The organism is Micromonospora sp. NBC_01392, assembly GCF_045040125.1.
In the GTDB taxonomy this organism is placed as follows: domain Bacteria; phylum Actinomycetota; class Actinomycetes; order Mycobacteriales; family Micromonosporaceae; genus Micromonospora.
The window spans coordinates 5,523,659-5,539,879 of the sequence record NZ_CP109549.1; the positions used below are offsets into that span (position 1 = coordinate 5,523,659).

General features: G+C 73.8%; 15 protein-coding genes. 4 read left to right on the forward strand and 11 right to left on the reverse strand.

Annotated features, from left to right (window positions below):
* Window positions 1–78: 78 nt before the first annotated feature.
* The 3 genes from OG767_RS23685 to OG767_RS23695 form a co-directional block, all read right to left on the reverse strand.
* Entirely contained in the window at window positions 79–1,107 is a 1,029-nt protein-coding gene (locus OG767_RS23685; protein WP_405094286.1) for a 6-phosphofructokinase, read from the reverse strand.
* 179 nt (window positions 1,108–1,286) lie between these two features.
* On the reverse strand, window positions 1,287–1,790 hold the full coding sequence (locus OG767_RS23690; RefSeq protein WP_405090568.1) for a pyridoxamine 5'-phosphate oxidase family protein: 504 nt from the start codon (window positions 1,788–1,790) through the stop codon (window positions 1,287–1,289).
* Window positions 1,791–1,878: 88 nt separating this feature from the next.
* The gene (locus tag OG767_RS23695; RefSeq protein ID WP_405090569.1) at window positions 1,879–2,376 is read right to left on the reverse strand and encodes a polyadenylate-specific 3'-exoribonuclease AS; all 498 of its coding nucleotides are present in this window, start codon (window positions 2,374–2,376) and stop codon (window positions 1,879–1,881) included.
* Window positions 2,377–2,624: 248 nt separating this feature from the next.
* Here OG767_RS23695 and OG767_RS23700 point away from each other — a divergent pair, with 248 nt between their 5' ends.
* Window positions 2,625–3,317: a Crp/Fnr family transcriptional regulator gene (locus OG767_RS23700; RefSeq protein ID WP_091059444.1), complete on the forward strand. Its 693-nt coding sequence runs from the start codon at window positions 2,625–2,627 to the stop codon at window positions 3,315–3,317.
* Between the two features lie 123 nt (window positions 3,318–3,440).
* Here the strand turns inward: OG767_RS23700 and OG767_RS23705 are convergent, their stop codons facing one another.
* Complete coding sequence (locus OG767_RS23705) at window positions 3,441–3,614, reverse strand: hypothetical protein (protein WP_405090570.1); 174 nt, start codon at window positions 3,612–3,614, stop codon at window positions 3,441–3,443.
* Between the two features lie 211 nt (window positions 3,615–3,825).
* On the opposite strand from OG767_RS23705, the gene OG767_RS23710 reads away from it, so the two are divergent.
* Window positions 3,826–7,293 (forward strand): ATP-binding protein, encoded by a 3,468-nt coding sequence (locus OG767_RS23710; protein WP_405094287.1) that lies wholly within the window; start codon window positions 3,826–3,828, stop codon window positions 7,291–7,293.
* Window positions 7,294–7,296: 3 nt separating this feature from the next.
* On the opposite strand, the gene OG767_RS23715 is transcribed toward OG767_RS23710, so the two are convergent.
* Window positions 7,297–7,989 carry a lysophospholipid acyltransferase family protein gene (locus OG767_RS23715; protein WP_396771359.1) on the reverse strand — a complete coding sequence of 231 codons (693 nt, stop codon included), beginning with the start codon at window positions 7,987–7,989 and terminating at the stop codon, window positions 7,297–7,299.
* 151 nt (window positions 7,990–8,140) lie between these two features.
* On the opposite strand from OG767_RS23715, the gene OG767_RS23720 reads away from it, so the two are divergent.
* Both OG767_RS23720 and OG767_RS23725 read left to right on the forward strand, forming a co-directional pair.
* Window positions 8,141–8,974 (forward strand): DUF308 domain-containing protein, encoded by an 834-nt coding sequence (locus OG767_RS23720; RefSeq protein WP_405090571.1) that lies wholly within the window; start codon window positions 8,141–8,143, stop codon window positions 8,972–8,974.
* 171 nt (window positions 8,975–9,145) lie between these two features.
* Window positions 9,146–10,564 carry a trehalose-6-phosphate synthase gene (locus OG767_RS23725; RefSeq protein ID WP_405090572.1) on the forward strand — a complete coding sequence of 473 codons (1,419 nt, stop codon included), beginning with the start codon at window positions 9,146–9,148 and terminating at the stop codon, window positions 10,562–10,564.
* A 15-nt stretch (window positions 10,565–10,579) separates the two neighbouring features.
* Here the strand turns inward: OG767_RS23725 and OG767_RS23730 are convergent, their stop codons facing one another.
* From OG767_RS23730 to OG767_RS23755, 6 genes are all read right to left on the reverse strand, one after another.
* The gene (locus OG767_RS23730) at window positions 10,580–11,404 is read right to left on the reverse strand and encodes an alpha/beta hydrolase (RefSeq protein ID WP_405090573.1); all 825 of its coding nucleotides are present in this window, start codon (window positions 11,402–11,404) and stop codon (window positions 10,580–10,582) included.
* Window positions 11,401–12,807 (reverse strand): flavin-containing monooxygenase, encoded by a 1,407-nt coding sequence (locus OG767_RS23735; protein ID WP_405090574.1) that lies wholly within the window; start codon window positions 12,805–12,807, stop codon window positions 11,401–11,403. The genes OG767_RS23730 and OG767_RS23735 overlap by 4 nt, the downstream gene beginning before the upstream one ends.
* A gap of 483 nt (window positions 12,808–13,290) precedes the next feature.
* Window positions 13,291–13,986, reverse strand: a complete 696-nt coding sequence (locus OG767_RS23740) for an endonuclease/exonuclease/phosphatase family protein (protein WP_281936695.1) — start codon at window positions 13,984–13,986, stop codon at window positions 13,291–13,293.
* 1 nt (window position 13,987) lies between these two features.
* A complete protein-coding gene (locus tag OG767_RS23745; RefSeq protein WP_405090575.1) occupies window positions 13,988–14,935 on the reverse strand; it encodes an ROK family glucokinase in 948 nt (315 codons plus the stop codon).
* A gap of 73 nt (window positions 14,936–15,008) precedes the next feature.
* Window positions 15,009–15,722, reverse strand: coding sequence for a hypothetical protein (locus OG767_RS23750; RefSeq protein ID WP_405090576.1), 714 nt, complete (start codon window positions 15,720–15,722; stop codon window positions 15,009–15,011).
* A 41-nt stretch (window positions 15,723–15,763) separates the two neighbouring features.
* Complete coding sequence (locus tag OG767_RS23755) at window positions 15,764–16,219, reverse strand: SRPBCC family protein (RefSeq protein ID WP_107159917.1); 456 nt, start codon at window positions 16,217–16,219, stop codon at window positions 15,764–15,766.
* Between the last annotated feature and the right edge of the window lie 2 nt (window positions 16,220–16,221).

A 16,221-nucleotide genomic window follows, 5' to 3' on the forward strand; every position in this document is an offset into this window, starting at 1 on the left:
CGCGCCTCCTCGTCAGACGACTGTTAGAAGGGGCCCCTGCTATGCACTGGGCGTTAACAAGGGGCCCCTCCTTGCACCTCAGCTGCCGAAGAAGACTTCGGCCTCCTCGTAGCGCTCCAGGGGGACGGTCTTCAGCTCGCGGGTGGCATCGGCCAGCGGGACACGGACGATGTCGGTGCTCTGCATCGCGACCATCTTGCCCCAGTCGCCCTCGTGCACCGCGTCGATGGCCTGGAGGCCGAGCCGGGTGGCGAGCACCCGGTCGAACGCGGTCGGGGTGCCGCCGCGCTGGATGTGGCCGAGCACCACGGTGCGGGCCTCCTTGCCGGTCTTCGCCTCCAACTGCTCGGCGAGCCACTGGCCGATGCCGCCGAGGCGGACGTGGCCGAAGGAGTCGAGCTCCTGGTTGTGCAGCACCATCTGGCCGTCCAGCGGCTGGGCGCCCTCGGCGACCACGACGATCGGGGCGTACTGGTGCTGGAAGCGCTTCTCGACGTAGCCGGCGACCTGCTCGACGTCGAACTGCCGCTCCGGCAGCAGGATCACGTTGGCGCCACCGGCGAGGCCGGCGTGCAGGGCGATCCAGCCGGCGTGCCGGCCCATCACCTCGACGACGAGCGTGCGGTGGTGGCTCTCCGCGGTGGTGTGCAGCCGGTCGATCGCCTCCATGGCGATGTTGACCGCGGTGTCGAAGCCGAACGTGTAGTCGGTGGCGCCCAGGTCGTTGTCGATCGTCTTCGGCACGCCGACCACGTTGACGCCCAGCTCGTGGAGCTTGGTGGCGACGCCGAGGGTGTCCTCGCCGCCGATCGCGACCAGCGCGTCCACGCCCTGCGCGGCCAGGTTCTCCTTGATCCGCTCCACGCCGTTCTCGATCTTGAACGGGTTGGTGCGGGACGAGCCGAGGATGGTGCCGCCGCGCGGCAGGATGCCGCGCACCTCCGCGATGCCCAGCGGCTTGGTCAGCCCTTCGAGCGGGCCCTTCCAGCCGTCCCGGAAGCCCACGAACTCGTGACCGTAGGTGGCGACGCCCTTGCGGACCACCGCCCGAATCACCGCGTTGAGACCAGGGCAGTCGCCGCCGCCGGTGAGCACGCCGATACGCATGATCTGCTCATCCTCCTGAAGCATCAGGTGAAGCCCGGATTAAGCCCCAGGATATGTGTCGGATCAGACCATCGGCGCCATTGCCGGCCCGGGGCGGGCCGTCACTGCGAACTGTAGTCGGCGTACGTGTACGCCGGCACCGCGCCCCGGCCCGTCCCGCCCGCCGGACCGGCTACCGGTCAGTAGCCGACCTCGTGGTTCTCCCCCGCCTTCGGCGGCTTCCCGGTCACCGCCGCCTTGGCGAAACCGAGCAGGTTGACCACCGTGCTGCCGGGCGAGTCCCAGTACTCCGCCGAGCCGGCGTGCACCTTGATCAGGGTGATCCCCGGCGTCTGGAGGCCGTCCGGGAACCACGCCTTGAGCAGCGGGTTCCACAGGTCCTTCGCGCGGTCGGCGTCCCACTCCTCGGTGGCGGTGCCGGCCACCGACACCCAGGCGTTGTGCTTCTGGTCGGAGAAGCCGACATTGACCTGCGGGTTCACCCGGATCTGCCGGATCTTGGCGGAGTCGGCGTACGCGAAGAACCACAGGTCGCCGTCGAAGTCGGCCTCCTGGAGGCCCATCGGCCGGCTGACCAGCCGCCCGTCGACGGCGCTGGTGGTGAGCAGGCAGATCCGGGCGTCCCGGATCAGCTCGGTGACCTTGCGCCGGGCGTCCGCGGCGCTGGTCGGTTCGTCGCTCATGGGGCACTCCTGTCTCGGATCGGCGTGATGCCGCCTCCGGTGCCCCGGGCAGAACGGGTCAAACCTGCCGCGCCGACTGGGCATGCGCTCAGCGCGTGGTCATCGCCCGCCAGCGGGCCAGGTTGTGCCGGGCGTCGACGAGCGCGTCGTGCCGGCCGGCCTCGGCCTCCGGCAGCCGCGGCCGGCCCCGGTCGTCCCAGAGTTGCCGCAGCTCCTTGGTGAACCGGGGGATCTCCCGGGGCAGCGCCGGCATGGCGCCCCAGAGCTGGGCCAGCACCACGTGGTCGTACGCGGCGTACCAGGCCCACAGCTCCAACTGCTCGCCCGGGCGGTCCCGCATTGGGGCCAACAGGAACTCGTGCAGGTCGTCCCGGATCCGCTCCCGGGAACGCCAGGCCCGGTCGGCCGGCGAGGGGAGCTTGTCCAGCACGTTGCGCCGCACCCAGGGCACCGCCCGGGAGTCGTCGAACTCGGTGGAGACCGCGTAGAACTCGCGGCCGTACTCGTCGACGACGCCGATCGACACCAGGTCGACGGTGCGGCCGTCCTCGATGAATTCGCAGTCGTAGAAGTAGCGGTAGACCATCGGTCCCATCCTCGCCCATCGGCTCCGCCGGGCCGTCGCCGGGGCGTCCACCGAGGTCGGCGCGGACCGGCCACCCGGCCGGCCATGGTCACGGAAGTGTCTCCGGGGGTGTACAGCACGCTACCGGCGCGTCATGATCTGATGTGTACCGCCGTCGGGCGCCGAACCGGTTGAACTGCCTCGTACCGGGACTGACCGCTTCACCCGGTGTGCGAGCTGGTGACTTCTGACCGGGGAGGGGTTGAGCCGTGGAGTCTCGCCTGCCGGAGCCGGGTGACGCGCTCACGGGCGTGGAGATGTTCGCCGGGCTGGAGCCGGAGGTGCGGCAGCGGGTCATCGCCGCGGCCGTGCCGCGCACGTACCGCAAGGGCCAGCTCCTCTTCGTCGAGAACGACCCGGGCGAGTCGCTGATCGTGCTGCGTCGCGGCGCGGTGGCGGTGTTCCGCACCGCGCCCACCGGCGAACGCGCCGTACTGTCGGTGATCCGACCCCCGGACGTGCTCGGCGAGGTCTCCCTGCTGGACGCCTCGACCCGGTCGGCCTCGGCGGAGGCGATCGAGGACTGCGCCGCGCTGGCGCTGTCCCGGCCCGCCTTCATGGAGCTGGTGCACTCCAACCCGCGCATCCTGGACGCGGTGATGCGCTCGCTCGGCCAGCTCATCCGCCGACTCACCGAGCAGAACGCCGACCACGTCTTCCTCGACCTGCCCGGCCGGGTGGCCAAGACGCTGGTCCGGCTGGCCGGCGAGAGCCAGGCCCCGATGATCACGATCGAGCTGAACCAGAGCCAGCTCGCCGAGATGGCCGGCGGCTCGCGGCAGAGCGTCAACCAGGCCATCGGCTCGTTCGCCAGCCGCGGCTGGCTGCGCACCGAGGGGCGCCGCATCGTGGTCACCGACGTGGCCGCGCTGCGCCGCCGCGCCGGCATGAGCGACCGCTAGCCCGACCAGGGCCGGCAGCCGGACGACGAGCCGGCAGCCGGGCGACGAACGGGCCCCCCGGACGACGGCGGGGCCCGGCGGTCACCCCGCCGGACCCCACCCGATGGCACCCGTCGTGCCGCGTCAGTTGTCCTTGGTGTCCGCCGGCGGCGCGCTCGGGCCGGGCCCGATCTTCGACGGGTCGGTCTTCTTCGGCGGCGTGGTCGTGGTGGTCGTCGTGGTCTCGGTCGATCCGGTGCCCGTGGGCTGCTCCACCATGCCTTTTTCCTCCAGTTCGGCGAGTGTGACGGCGTCCACGTCGACCGTGTCGCCCGAGGCCCACACCGTCCCCCGTGGATCGGTCCATGAGGCGGAAAGCCGGACGTGCACGGCACTCTCCCTGTCGACGGGACTTCCTGCTAGGGGAGACTAGACCCGGCCGAACAGCCGCGACGTCCCGCCGACCCGTCGGGTACCCGACTGGCCGACCGCGCGGGACAATGGGGACCTCACGCGTACGGAGCCGGACATCGACCTCACCTGTGGACACTGCGCCCGGACCGCCGGGCCGGACGACCGCTTCTGCGGCGGGTGCGGCCGGCCGCTCGCGGCGGCCTGTCCGAGCTGCGGGCACGCCAACGACGTCGGCACCAACTTCTGCACCAGCTGCGGCCAGCCGCTGCGCGACCACGCGGTCGCGGTGCAGGAGGACCGCCGGCAGGTCAGCGTGCTCTTCATCGACATCGTCGACTTCACCACGTACGCCGAGCGGGCCGACCCGGAACAGGCCCGCGGCCTGCAACAGGTCTACTTCGCCACGGTGCGCCGGCTGGTGCACCAGTACGGCGGCGTGGTGGAGAAGTACATCGGCGACGCGGTGATGGCGCTGTTCGGGGCGCCGGTGGCGACCGACAACGACGCGCTGCGCTGCGTACGCGCCGGTCTGGAGCTGCAACGGAGCCTGGCCAAGCAGCCGGCCGGCCCGCACCCGCCGCTCGGTTTCCGGGTCGGCATCGCCACCGGCGAGGCCCTTGTCGACCTGGCCGCGGCGCGCGACGGCGGGCAGGCCTTCGTCACCGGCGACGTGGTCAACACCGCGAGCCGGTTGCAGGCGCTGGCCCCGGCCGGCGGCGTGGTGGTCGACGAGAGCACCTGGTCCGCCACCCGACGCGAGATGGAGTACGCCGACCAGCCCTCGGTGACGTTGCGCGGCCGGTCGGCGGTGAGCCGGATCTGGCTGGCGGTGCGGGCCCGGCCCCGGCGCGACGGGCAGGGCGCCGAGCTGACCCCGATGGTGGACCGGGACCACGAGCGAGGGTTGCTGGTCAGCGCGCTGCACCGCACCGTCACCGAGCGCACCTCCCAACTGCTGACCGTGTTCGGCCCGGCCGGGGTGGGCAAGAGCCGGCTGCTGCGCGAGCTGGCCCGGCACGCGGCGAACCTGCCCGGCGCGCGGGTCACCTGGCTGACCGGCCAGTGCCCGCCGTTCGGCGAGAACGTCACCTACGCCGCGCTCGCCGACATCGTCCGCAGCTGGGCCGGGCTGACCGGCGCCGACGACCCGGCCGGCACCCGGGAGCGCCTGCGCGAGCGCCTGGGCCGGCTCGCCGACCCGCACGCGGTCCGGCTCGCCGAGGCGCTCGGCCCGCTCGTCGGCGTCTCCGGCGAGCGGCTCACCTCGGCCGAGACCGAGGCGGCGTGGCGGCGCTTCCTGCTGGCGCTGGCCGCGACCGGCCCCACCGTGCTCGTCTTCGAGGACATGCACTGGGCGGACGAGGCGATGCTCTCCTTCGTCGAGCAGCTCGGCGCGGCGGCCCGCAACGTGCCGCTGCTGGTCGTCGCGACCGCCCGGCCGGAGCTGCGCGAGCGGCACCCGGCCTGGACCGGGACGATCAGCGGCGCGATGTCCATCTCGGTGCCGCCGATGCACGACGGGGACATCGACACGCTCTACTCGCTGCTGCTCGGCCAGGCCACGCTGCCCAGCGAGGCCCGCGCGCCGTTGATCGAGTTCGCCGACGGCAACCCGCTCTACGCCCAGGAGTACGCCCGGATGCTGCTCGACGGCGGGCTGGTCGAGCGCTCGGCCGGCCCCGGGCGGCTCGATCCGGCCGCGGGCGCCGGAATGCCGCGTACCGTCCAGGCGGTCATCGCCAACCGGCTGGACCTGCTCGACCCGGCGGACCGCGCGGTGCTCCAGGCCGCCTCGGTGGTCGGCGTGCAGTTCTGGGCCGCGCCGGTGGCGCTGGCCCTGGGCCGGCCGACGGAGTGGGTGGAGCGGGCGCTGCACCGCCTCCAGCGCCGCGACCTGGTCTTCGAGCTGCCGGTCTCGACCATGCCCGGCCAGTCGGAGTACCGCTTCCGGCACGTGCTGGTCCGGGACGTCTGCTACCAGCGACTGCCCCGCGCGGAGCGGGTCGTCCGGCACCAACGCGCCGCCGACTGGCTGGAACAGCTCGCCGACGGCCGGCAGCACGACCTGGCCGAGGTGCTGGCCAACCACCGGTGGGCGGCGCACGAGATCGCCCGGACGGTGGGGCTGGACCAGGCGCCGTACGCCGTCGCCACCCGGTCCGCGCTGCACCGGGCCGCCCGCCGGGCGTACGAGCTGCACGCGCTGGAGACCGCGGCCACGCTTGTCGCCCGCGCGCTCAGTGTCGAGTGCGGGCCGGACCCGGCGCTGGAGCTGTTCCAGGCCGAGCTGGCGTTCTACACCGACCGCGACGGCTTCCTGGTCGACGGCGGCGCGGAACTCCTCACCGGCCTGGCCGGGCGGCTGGCCGACGCCGGCGACCTGCCCGGCGCGGCGAAGGCGTGGCGGCTGCTGTCCACGGCCGCCTGGGCCCGGGCCGACCGGTCGGAGACGCGGCGCTGCCTGGACCGGGCGATCCGGCTGCACGCCGAGCTGCCGGACAGCGAGGACAAGGTCGGCGCGCTGCTGGAGCTGGCCCGGGCGCACATGCTCGACGCGGAGACCGAGCCGGCCTGCGCCGCCGCGCGCAGCGCCGCCGAGCTGGCCGAACGGCTGGAGCTGCGGGAGGCGCGGGCCAACGCCCGGATCACGCTGGCGGTCGCCCGCTATCAGGCCGGCGCCGAGGCGGCGTACGCCGAGCTGGCCGAGGTCACCGAGGAGTGCCGGGTGGAACGGCTCACCAGCCGCCGCCGCGCGGTGCACAACCTGGCCTGGGCGTTGCAGGAAGAGGGGGACCTGGCCGGCTCGGCCCGTCTGGTCGACGAGCAGCGCTCGCTCGACCTCGCCGACGAGCACGGCCTGACGGCCAGCTTCAGCGACCAGTGGGCCCGCTCGTACTACCGCGGGGACTGGACCGCGGCGCTGCGGATGGCCGAGGGGTCCACGCGGCGGCCGACCGACGAGTGGGACCTGCACATCGTGGCGGTCTCCGGCTGGATCCGGGCGCTCGGCGACGACCCGGACGACGGCGACGCCGCCCCGGACCTGGTGGACCAGGCGCTGGTCGCGGCCCGGCGCAGCGGCTTCCACCGGGTGCTGCGGTCCACCGTGGCGCACGCCGCGCTCTGCCGGGCGGTGCAGGGTCGGCGGGACGAGGCGCTGGCGTTGCTCGCCGAGCTGGACGAGGACTGGCGGCGGACCCGGATGATCCCGTTCGCCGAGTGGGTGCCGGCGGTCGGTCACGTCGCCGGCCTGCTCGGCGGCGACGCGGCGGTGCTGGTGCGCGACCTGCTGGGCCGCGCCCCGCGCGCCACCCGCTGGGCGCGCGCGGCCGGGCGGTCCGCCGACGCGGCGCTGGCCCGGCGCGACGGGGACGACGCCCGGGCGGGCCGGCTGTTCACCACCGCGGCGGCGGACTACGCGGCGATGACCGACGTCACCGACCAGATGATCGCCTCCGCGCTGGCGGTGGGACCGCTGGCCGAGGCGGATCCGCCGGCCGCGGCGGCGACGCTGGCCCGGGTACGCGTGTTCGCGGACCGGCACGCCGCCGCCGGCCTGCTCCGGGTCGCCGGGGCGGGTTGAGCGTCAGGCGGGGACCGGCTGCCGGGGCGGGTTCTTCGCCTTCTGCGCGTACGTGTCGACGTACTCGCGACCGGACAGCTCCATCAACTCGTACATGATCTCGTCGGTGACCGCCCGCTCGACGAACCGGTCGCCGGCCAGGCCGGCGTAGCGGGAGAAGTCCAGCGGCGGGCCGAAGCGGATCCGGACCCGACCCAGGTTGGGCACGATCTGGCCGGTGGGTTGGATGGCGTCGGAGTTGAGCATGGCCATCGGGACCACCGGGGCGCCGCTGGCCAGCGCGAGCCGGGCCACCCCGGTCTTGCCCCGGTAGAGCCGGCCGTCCGGGGACCGGGTGCCCTCCGGGTAGATGCCGGCGATGCCCCCGGCGCGCAGCACCCGGAGCTGGGTGTCGAGGGCCGCCCGGGCGGCCTGGCCGCCGGAGCGGTCGACCGGGATGGTGCCGGAGCCGACGAAGAACATCTTGGTCAGCCACCCCTTGAGGCCCTTGCCGGTGAAGTATTCGGCTTTCGCGATGAAGGTGACTTTTCGCTTGACGATCAACGGGGTGAAGATCGAGTCGGAGAACGAGAGGTGATTGCTGGCCAGGATCACCGGGCCGGTGGCCGGCACGTGCTCCAGCCCCTCGACCTGCGGGCGGAAGACCAACCGCAGCAACGGGCCGAGGATGATGTACTTCAGCAGCCAGTACAGCACCGGGGTCCTTCCGGGAGAGGTGGCGACACGCGGGATCGTGCGGGACGAGGGTACGAACCACGTACGCCGCGCCACAACGCACTCCCGGAACCGGGTCCCGACGTGTCAGGATTCAGGGCACGACGTCAGGCCGTGGCGAAGGGGGTGGCCGGTGTCAGGGGGCGGGGCCCGTCGAGGGCGGCGGGACAACGGGCTCGACGCGGCCGAGTACGCGGTCGCGGGCGACGTGGATCCGCGCGTCGGTGAGCACCTGCTCGACGTGCTGGCCGCCGGCGGCATCGCCGCCTACCTCCAGCCCTCCGCCGACCTCAACCCGGTGACCCGCACCACCACGGTGCCGGCCCGACCGGTCGACCGGCTCTACGTCGACCGGTCCCACCTCACCACCGCCCGGGACTACCTCACCCAGCTCGCCGACGAGGGGGCCGAGCCGTCCCGCGCCGACGAGCCCGACATCGAGGCCGAGTGGGCCAAGATCGTGGCGGGTTTCCACACCGCGCCGGCCGCCGGCAGTCACCCCTGGCCGGCCGCCGAGGACGTCGACGACCCGGCCGCGCCGGGCGGCGCCGCCGCCGGCCGCGCCGAGGAGCCGGCCGGGCCGACCGCCACGGACGTGCGCCGGCTGCCCTACGCCGCGGACGTGTCCGGCATCTCGCTGAGCCGCGGTCGGCACGACGAGCCGTCCCTGCTGGACGGGTTGGACACGTTCGGCGCCGACCTGCCGGGGGACGCGGAGGAGGAGCACTACACCCCGCCTCCGCCGCCGCCGTTGCCGCGCTTCTCGAAGTACGCGGTGCTGGGCGTGCTCTGCATCGTGGTCGGGTTCCTGTTCTTCCTCTCGCCGACCGTGATGTCGCTCGTCGACCCGTCGGTGGTGACCGTGCTCGGCTTCACCGGCATCCTGGCCGGTTTCGTGATGCTGATCTGGCGGCTGCGCCCGGGCGACCGGGACGACCACGACCCGGACGACGGCGCGGTCGTCTGAGCCGCCGCGGCGGTTGCCCGGATCGCGGGACGCGGTACGCCCCGCGGCGATCCGGTAACAGGGGTGTAACTTACGGTCAGTAGGAATACCGCTGAACGTCACGTCCCGCACCGGCTGTCCGGTTTGCGCTTTCTCCGGTGGCCGGTACCCCTGCTGAGCGGATTGCCCGAGATGCGACAGAGCCCCCTCGTGGTGGTGGCCAACCGCCTCCCCATCGACGACAGTGTGGCGCCGGACGGCGCCTTCGAGTGGCGCCGCAGCCCTGGCGGCCTGGTGAGCGCCCTGCACCCCCTGCTCCGGCACACGCCCGCGACCTGGGTGGGTTGGGCCGGCGGCACCGGCCCGGCACCCGCCCTGCCCGACGTGGACGGTGTGCGGATGCGCAGCGTCCCGCTGAGCGCCGAGGACTTCCGCGACCACTACGAGGGCTTCGCCAACGCCACCCTCTGGCCGCTCTACCACGACGCGGTCGAGCAGCCGGAGTACCACCGCCGCTGGTGGGAGGCGTACCAGCGGGTCAACCAGCGGTTCGCCGAGGCCGCCGCCGAGGTGGCCGAGCCGAGCGGGCTGGTCTGGGTGCAGGACTACCACCTGCAACTGGTGCCCGGGATGCTCCGCGCGCTCCGCCCGGACCTGCGGATCGGCTTCTTCCTGCACGTGCCGTTCCCCCCGCCGGAGCTGTTCATGCAGCTCCCCCGCCGGGCCGAGCTGCTGCGCGGGATGCTCGGCGCCGACCTGATCGGCTTCCAGCGGGCCCAGGCCGCGCACAACTTCGCCCAGCTCGCCGCCAAGGTGCTCGGCCTGTCCGCGAGCGACCGGCGGATCGGCGTCGACGACCGGGTGGTGCGCATCGGCGCGTTCCCGGTCGCCATCGACACCGCCGAGATGTCCGCGCTCGCCGCCCGACCCGAGGTGGCCGAGCGGGCCCGTCGGCTCCGGCAGGATCTCGGCCAGCCGGAGAAGGTGATCCTCAGCGTCGACCGGATGGACTACACCAAGGGCATCGAACAGCGCCTCAAGGCGTACCGGGAACTGCTGGCAAGCGGCGACGTCAAGGTACGGGACACGGTGCTGGTGCAGGTGGCGGTGCCCAGCCGGGACCGGGTGGCGCAGTACCAGATCCTGCGCGACCGGGTGGAGCACCAGGTGGGGCGGATCAACGGCGAGTTCGGCCGGGTCGGCGAGCCGGCGATCCACTACCTCACCCAGCCCTTCGACCGGGCCGAGCTGGTGGCGCTCTACCGGGTCGCCGACGTGATGGCGGTGACGCCGCTGCGCGACGGGATGAACCTGGTGGCGAAGGAGTACGTGGCGGCCCGGGTGGACGGCACCGGCGCGCTGCTGCTCAGCGAGTTCGCCGGCGCGGCCGCCGAGCTGGAACAGGCGTACCTGGTGAACCCGCACGACCTGGACGGGCTCAAGCAGGGGCTGCTCGCCGCGCTGCGGGCCGGCCCGGAGGATGTCGCGACCCGGATGCGCGCGATGCGGGAACACCTGGCGCACAACGACATCCACGCCTGGGCGGCGTCCTACCTGAGCGCGCTGGAGGAGAGCGGGTCGCTTGTCGGCCGCCGGGCCACCCTGCGGTGACCCGGCGCCCGGCGCTCAGCCCGGGGTGGGCGCCGGGTCCTTGTCCAGCCAGTCCAGGATCGCGTCGATCGGCTCCCGCCAGCGGGCGTCGAGCATCAGGTCGTGACCCATGCCGGGGAAGAGCAGCGGGGCCGAGGCGTACCGGCGGGCCGCCCGGGTGAGGGCCGTCGCCGGCAGCACCCGGTCGTCGGGGCTGCCGAGCACCAGCACCGGCGGCCGGCCCACCGCCGGCTCCGGCTGCCGGCCGGTGAGCAGTTGCCACTGCGCGCGACGGCCGGCCCGGCCGAGCCGCGCCACGTGCCGGCGCGCGTCGGCGTCGGGCAGTTCCCGGCTGAACAGTTGCCGCCGGTTGAGCCGCAGCCCGGCGCCGAAGACCGCCGGCACCGTGCCGGCCGGGTTGCGGCGCAGCGCCGCGCCGAACGTCCCCCAGCCGCCGAGCACCGGCGCCACCAGCACCGCCGCCCGCGCCGGGTAGCGGGACATCGCATGCGCCACCACCCGGGCGCCGGCGCCGTGCCCCACCAGCACCGCCTGCCGCGGCAGGCTCGCCGCCACCTGCGTCACGTCATGGGTGTACGCGCGCAGCGTCGCGTCCGGCGCCGGCTCGCTGTCGCCGTGCCCGCGCAGGCTCAGCGCGTACGCCGGGAAGCCGCGACCGGCCGCGTGGCCCAGCCAGTGTTCGGCGAACGCCCACGCGCCGTGGCCGAAGCCGGGCACGAACAGCAGCGGCGGCTTGGCCTCATCCTGCTCGGGCAGCGCGGCCAGCACCTCGCGGCGTACCGGTCGCTCCGGCCGGGCCCACTCCCAGGCCCGGACCACCCGCACCCGCTCGCTGGTCATTTGTCGTCCTCCAGCTCGTGCAGGGCACGCTGCAACGCGCGCAGGTAGTCGGCGTGCCCGACCTCGAACCAGTGCCGGGTGCTGTCCTTGACCTTCGCCGAGTACCGCTCGCCGAGGCCGGCGCGGACCCGGCGGTCGAACGCGGCGACCCGCTCCGGCCGGGCGATGCGCAGGGTGAGCAACCGGGCGAAGAGCACGCTCTGCCAGTGCGAGATGGTGAAGATGCCGGAGTCCGGCTGCACCAGGCCGACCACGGCCAGCGTGGGATGACCGGCGGTGAACGCGTTCAGCCACAGGCGGGGCCGGCCGGAGCCGTCCTCGTCGCCGAGCACCCGGCCGTGCAGGAACTCGAAGCGCGGCAGGTACCCGGTGGCGAAGACGACCAGTTCCGGGTCGATCCGCCGGCCGTCGCTCAGCTCCACGGTGCGGTCGTGGGAGCGGGTCACGTCCGGCACCGGGGTGATCTCGCCGTGCCCGACGTAGTACACGAGTTGGCTGTTGGCGATCGGGTGCGTCTCGTACACCCGGTGGTCGGGCTTCGGCAGGCCGAACCGGGTCAGGTCGCCGACGGTCAGCCGCAGCGTCCAGTGGTAGAGCCACTGCCGCACCCGCAGCGGCACCCGCAGCGCCAGCAACGTGTCGTTGACCTGGTCGGCCGGGCGGCCGAGGACGTACTTGGGGGCGTACCAGTAGCCGCGCCGGGTGGAGTGCCAGCAGTGTGACGCCTGCTGGGCCGCCTCGACCGCGATGTCACAGCCGGTGTTGCCGGCGCCGACCACCAGCACCCGCTTGCCGCGCAACTGGGCCGGGTCCTTGTAGGACGAGGCGTGCATGACCTCGCCCCGGAACTCCGCCAGCCCTTCGTATTGGGGCAGCTTGGGCGACCAGTTGTGGCCGTTGGCCAGCACCACGCCGGCGTAGCGGGAGGTGCGCTCCGGGCCGTAGCCGCCGGTGCTGCGGGTGGTCACGTCCCACCGGTCCCCCTCGACCGGCTCGACCCGGACCACCTCGGTGCCGAACCAGACATGCTGGCGCAGGTCGAAGTGGTCGGCGTAGCGCTCGAAGTAGGACAGCAGCTGGCTGTGGTGCGGGTAGTCCGGCCAGTCGTCCGGCATCGGGAAGTCCGGGAACTGGGTGAACGGGCGGGACGAGATCAGGTGTGTGCTGCCGTAGACCGGGCTGCGGTCGTGCCGCCAGTTCCACGCCCCGCCGACGCCGGTCTCCCGCTCGTAGCAGTCCACGCCGAAGCCGGCCTCGCGGAGGTTCTTGACGGCGGTCAGCCCGCTGGCGCCGGCGCCGATGACGCAGACCGTGTCGCCCCGGTCGGAGACCGGGCGGTCGTCCCGGCTCGGGACGGCCGTGGGGTCCGGTTCGGGGCGGCCGAGATCGGTGGAGGAGGACACCGGGAAATCTCCTTTGTGCGGCACGCGTGCCGGGTCGGTGCGAAATCCTGCCGAGAATGCCCGCCGTTGTCCAGCCGCCCGGAAGCCGGCACGGCTCACTCGGGCGGACCGCCTGACACTGGGTGACCGCTCACCTCTTCACGCACGGTGAGCGCCGCGTGGCGCGGCGGTCCTCTCGGTCCGACGCCTTTGCTCTGCAGCCACGGACGCAGCACGGCCGTGAGCTGGTCAGGTACCGAAGGGCCGCGACAACGAGCCGTGTCACGTCGATCACCATGGGTAGCCGATGCTTATGCGGCTGCAGAGCAAAGGCGCCGACAGGTCGGCTACCCCGGCCGCCGACACCTCACGTTCCGTAACGGCCGGGTCGCGACCACCAACGCACCCGCTCCGAGCCCCGTCTGCCGGCCCGAGCCACGGTCGGACCGGAGCGGGCCACCGGCCGGATTTCGCCCCGGACCACCGGTCCGGCCGCCGCGGCGGTCAGCCGGCGGCGGGCAGCAGCAGGTCGACCAGGACCGGGAAGTGGTCGCTGGCCCGGCGGGTCCGCGGCGTGTCCACCACGTCGTAGTCGACCACGGTGATCCGCGGGTCGACGAAGAGCGCGTCGATGCGGCGCCGGGGATCGGCGCAGGAGAACGTGTGCCGGTCGGCCCGGTCGGCGGCGACCGCGGTGTCGGTCAGCCCCTCGGCCACGGTCCGCCAGGCCGGTCCGTCCGGCCCCTCGTTGAGGTCGGCGCCGGCCACCACCGGCAGCGGGGACGCGGCCAGCTCCCGCTTGAACGCCGCCGCCTGGGCCGGCCGCTCCGCCGGGTCGGTGGACAGGTGCGAGCCGGCCAGCAGGAAGTCGACGCCGCCCACCCGGCACCGCGCGTACGCGGCCCCGCGCAGGTGCCGGCCCGGCGTCAGCGGGTAGCGCGTGCACCGGGTCTCGGTGACCCGTACCCGGAGGCTGGTCAGCAGCAGGTTGCCCAGTGACGGCAGGCCGCCGGCGGCGACCACCAGGCCGAACGAGTCGGCCAGCGTGGCGCACTTCTGCCGCCACCGGAACCGGCGCGGCCCCTCCTGGACGATCACCACGTCCGGCGCGGCCTCGCGGACCACCTCGGCCAGCGCGGCGGTGTCGTCGCGCTGGCTGTGGACGTTGTAGGACAGCACCCGCAGCGGCACACCCGACACGTCAGATCCTCCGGGCCAGGTCGGCGGCGCCGATCACGCCGGCGGTGTTGCCCAGCTCGGCCGGGCGCACCTCGGCGACGGGCAGGCGGCTGCGCTGGGCCAGCGCGTCGGTGAACGACCGCCGGGTCGGGCCGAGCAGCAGGTCGCCGGCGTCGATCACGCCACCGCCGACCACCAGCACCTGCGGGTCCAGGATCTGCGCCATGTCCGCGAGGCTGGTGCCGAGCCAGCGCCCGACCTGGGCGAACGCCTCGGTGGAGACCGGGTCGCCGTCCTTGGCCGCGGCGGTCACCATCGGACCGGTGATCGCCTCCGCCTCGCCGTCGGCCAGCTTCAGCAGCGCGGTGGCCCGGTGCGGCTCCTGCCGGGCGGCGGCGCGGGCGAAGCGGACCAGCGCGCTGCCGCTGGCGTACTGCTCGATGCAGCCGAGCCGGCCGCAGCCGCACTGGTGGCCGTCCGGCACGGTGAGCATGTGCCCCAGCTCGGCGGCGATGCCGTTGGCGCCGCGGACCAGCCCGCCGCCGAGCACGATGCCGCCGCCGACGCCGGTGCCGATGGTGAACATGACCATCGAGTCGTCGGCGTCCCGGGCCGCGCCGTAGCGGAACTCCGCCCAGGCGGCCACGTTCCCGTCGTTCTCCACGATCACCGGCAGGCCGGTGGCGTTGCTGACGTACTCGCGCAGCGGCTCGTCCCGCCAGGCCAGGTTGGGCGCGAAGAGCACGGTGGAGCGGGTGGCGTCGATCCAGCCGGCCGCGCCGATGCCGACCGCCTCGACGGTCCGGCCGGTGGTCAGCTCCGTGACCACCTCGATGATGACGTCCCGGGTCTTGGCCACGTCGTCGGCGGGGGTGTCCCGTCGCGTCTGCACGAGTACCGCGCCGGTGTCGTCCACGACACCACCGGCCACCTTCGTGCCACCGACGTCGACTCCGATGGTCAGCGTCACCGCTGCCACTCCCCTCTGCTGTGCTGCCCCGGACGCCGGCCGAACCGGCCGTGCGATCCGGGATGTCCGGTGGTCAGGCCCCGTCGCCTGGTGCGTCCGCGTCCGCGCCCGCCTCGTCGGGCGCCCGCGAGGCGGGCACCGTGGGACGGCCGGCCGGCGGCCGGCTCGTCGCCGGCCCCGCCGGCCCGGCGGCGTCGACGGGCGGCTGCGACGGCTCCGGCTCGGCGTGCCTGCCGCCACGCCGCGACCCCGAGCCGTCGGAAGCACCCGGATCGGCCGCGCCCTCCCCCCGGGTGGCGGCGGACCACACGTCCTGCTCGGGTGCCGGCTGAGAATCATGCCCGGTACGGGTCGCCTCGCGCCACACGTGGTCCCCCGCCCCGGTCGGCGCGGGGCCGCCGGGGCCGGTCGGCGTCGCCTGGTCCGGCGGGTCGGCCGGTGTCGCCGGACCGGCCGGTTCCGCCGGGGCGAACGCCCGCAGCAGGCTGGCCACACCGGCCGCCAGGTCACCGGCGCCGGTGGCGAGCCGCTCGGCGAATTCCGGACTCGGGTCCCGCAACGCCGCGATCCCCCGGCAGACCGGGCAGACGCAGCATTCCGGCGAGCCGGTGGCGAAACCGGCGCCGGTGCCGGTCGGGATGTGACCGAGGACACCCGAGAGGATCCCACCGAGCGGGCTGCGGCCCCCGGCACCGGACGAGGCGGCGGCCATCCGCGCGGTGGCCAGCAGCGTGACGACGAGGCGCTCGGCCTCTTCCCGGGCCGAACCCGGATCAGTGGTGCCCATGGTTCGGCTCCTCCAGCGTGACGACCGGGACGGCGATCGGATCAGTTGGCCGCACCGGGTGCTTCTACCCGGCGCTTGAGCTGCTTCAACGCCGTATCCATGATCATTTTTTCGGCCTTGCGGCGGAACATGCCGAGCATCGCCACGGACAGCTCCACCTCCAGCGTGTAGGTCACCGTGGTCGTCCCGTCCGGGTTGCCGACCAGGTCGTACGACCCGCGCTGGGACCGCTGCATCGTCGACGGCGCGACCAGGTGCCACTCGATCCGGGAGATGTCCTCGGCGTACTCGTACGCCAGCACGTACTCGTCGGCCAACACGCCCGCGTCAAGCGTGAACCGCACCTGACTCGCGTAGCCGTCCTCGTACTCCTCGATCACCTCGGCCCGGCGCACCGACTCGGTCCACTCCGGGTAACGGGGGAAGTCACAGATGACGGCCGCCACCTGCTCCGGTGACGCGCCGACGATGATCGACTGGGTGGAGGAGTCCGCCATGG

Bases quoted from the DNA above. Each gene is read 5' to 3' on its own strand.
- OG767_RS23685 (WP_405094286.1), bottom strand. From the start codon at position 1,107: ATGCGTATCGGCGTGCTCACCGGCGGCGGCGACTGCCCTGGTCTCAAC.
- OG767_RS23690 (WP_405090568.1), bottom strand. From the start codon at position 1,790: ATGAGCGACGAACCGACCAGCGCCGCGGACGCCCGGCGCAAGGTCACC.
- OG767_RS23695 (WP_405090569.1), bottom strand. From the start codon at position 2,376: ATGGTCTACCGCTACTTCTACGACTGCGAATTCATCGAGGACGGCCGC.
- OG767_RS23725 (WP_405090572.1), top strand. From the start codon at position 9,146: ATGCGACAGAGCCCCCTCGTGGTGGTGGCCAACCGCCTCCCCATCGAC.
- OG767_RS23730 (WP_405090573.1), bottom strand. From the start codon at position 11,404: ATGACCAGCGAGCGGGTGCGGGTGGTCCGGGCCTGGGAGTGGGCCCGG.
- OG767_RS23750 (WP_405090576.1), bottom strand. From the start codon at position 15,722: ATGGGCACCACTGATCCGGGTTCGGCCCGGGAAGAGGCCGAGCGCCTC.
- OG767_RS23755 (WP_107159917.1), bottom strand. From the start codon at position 16,219: ATGGCGGACTCCTCCACCCAGTCGATCATCGTCGGCGCGTCACCGGAG.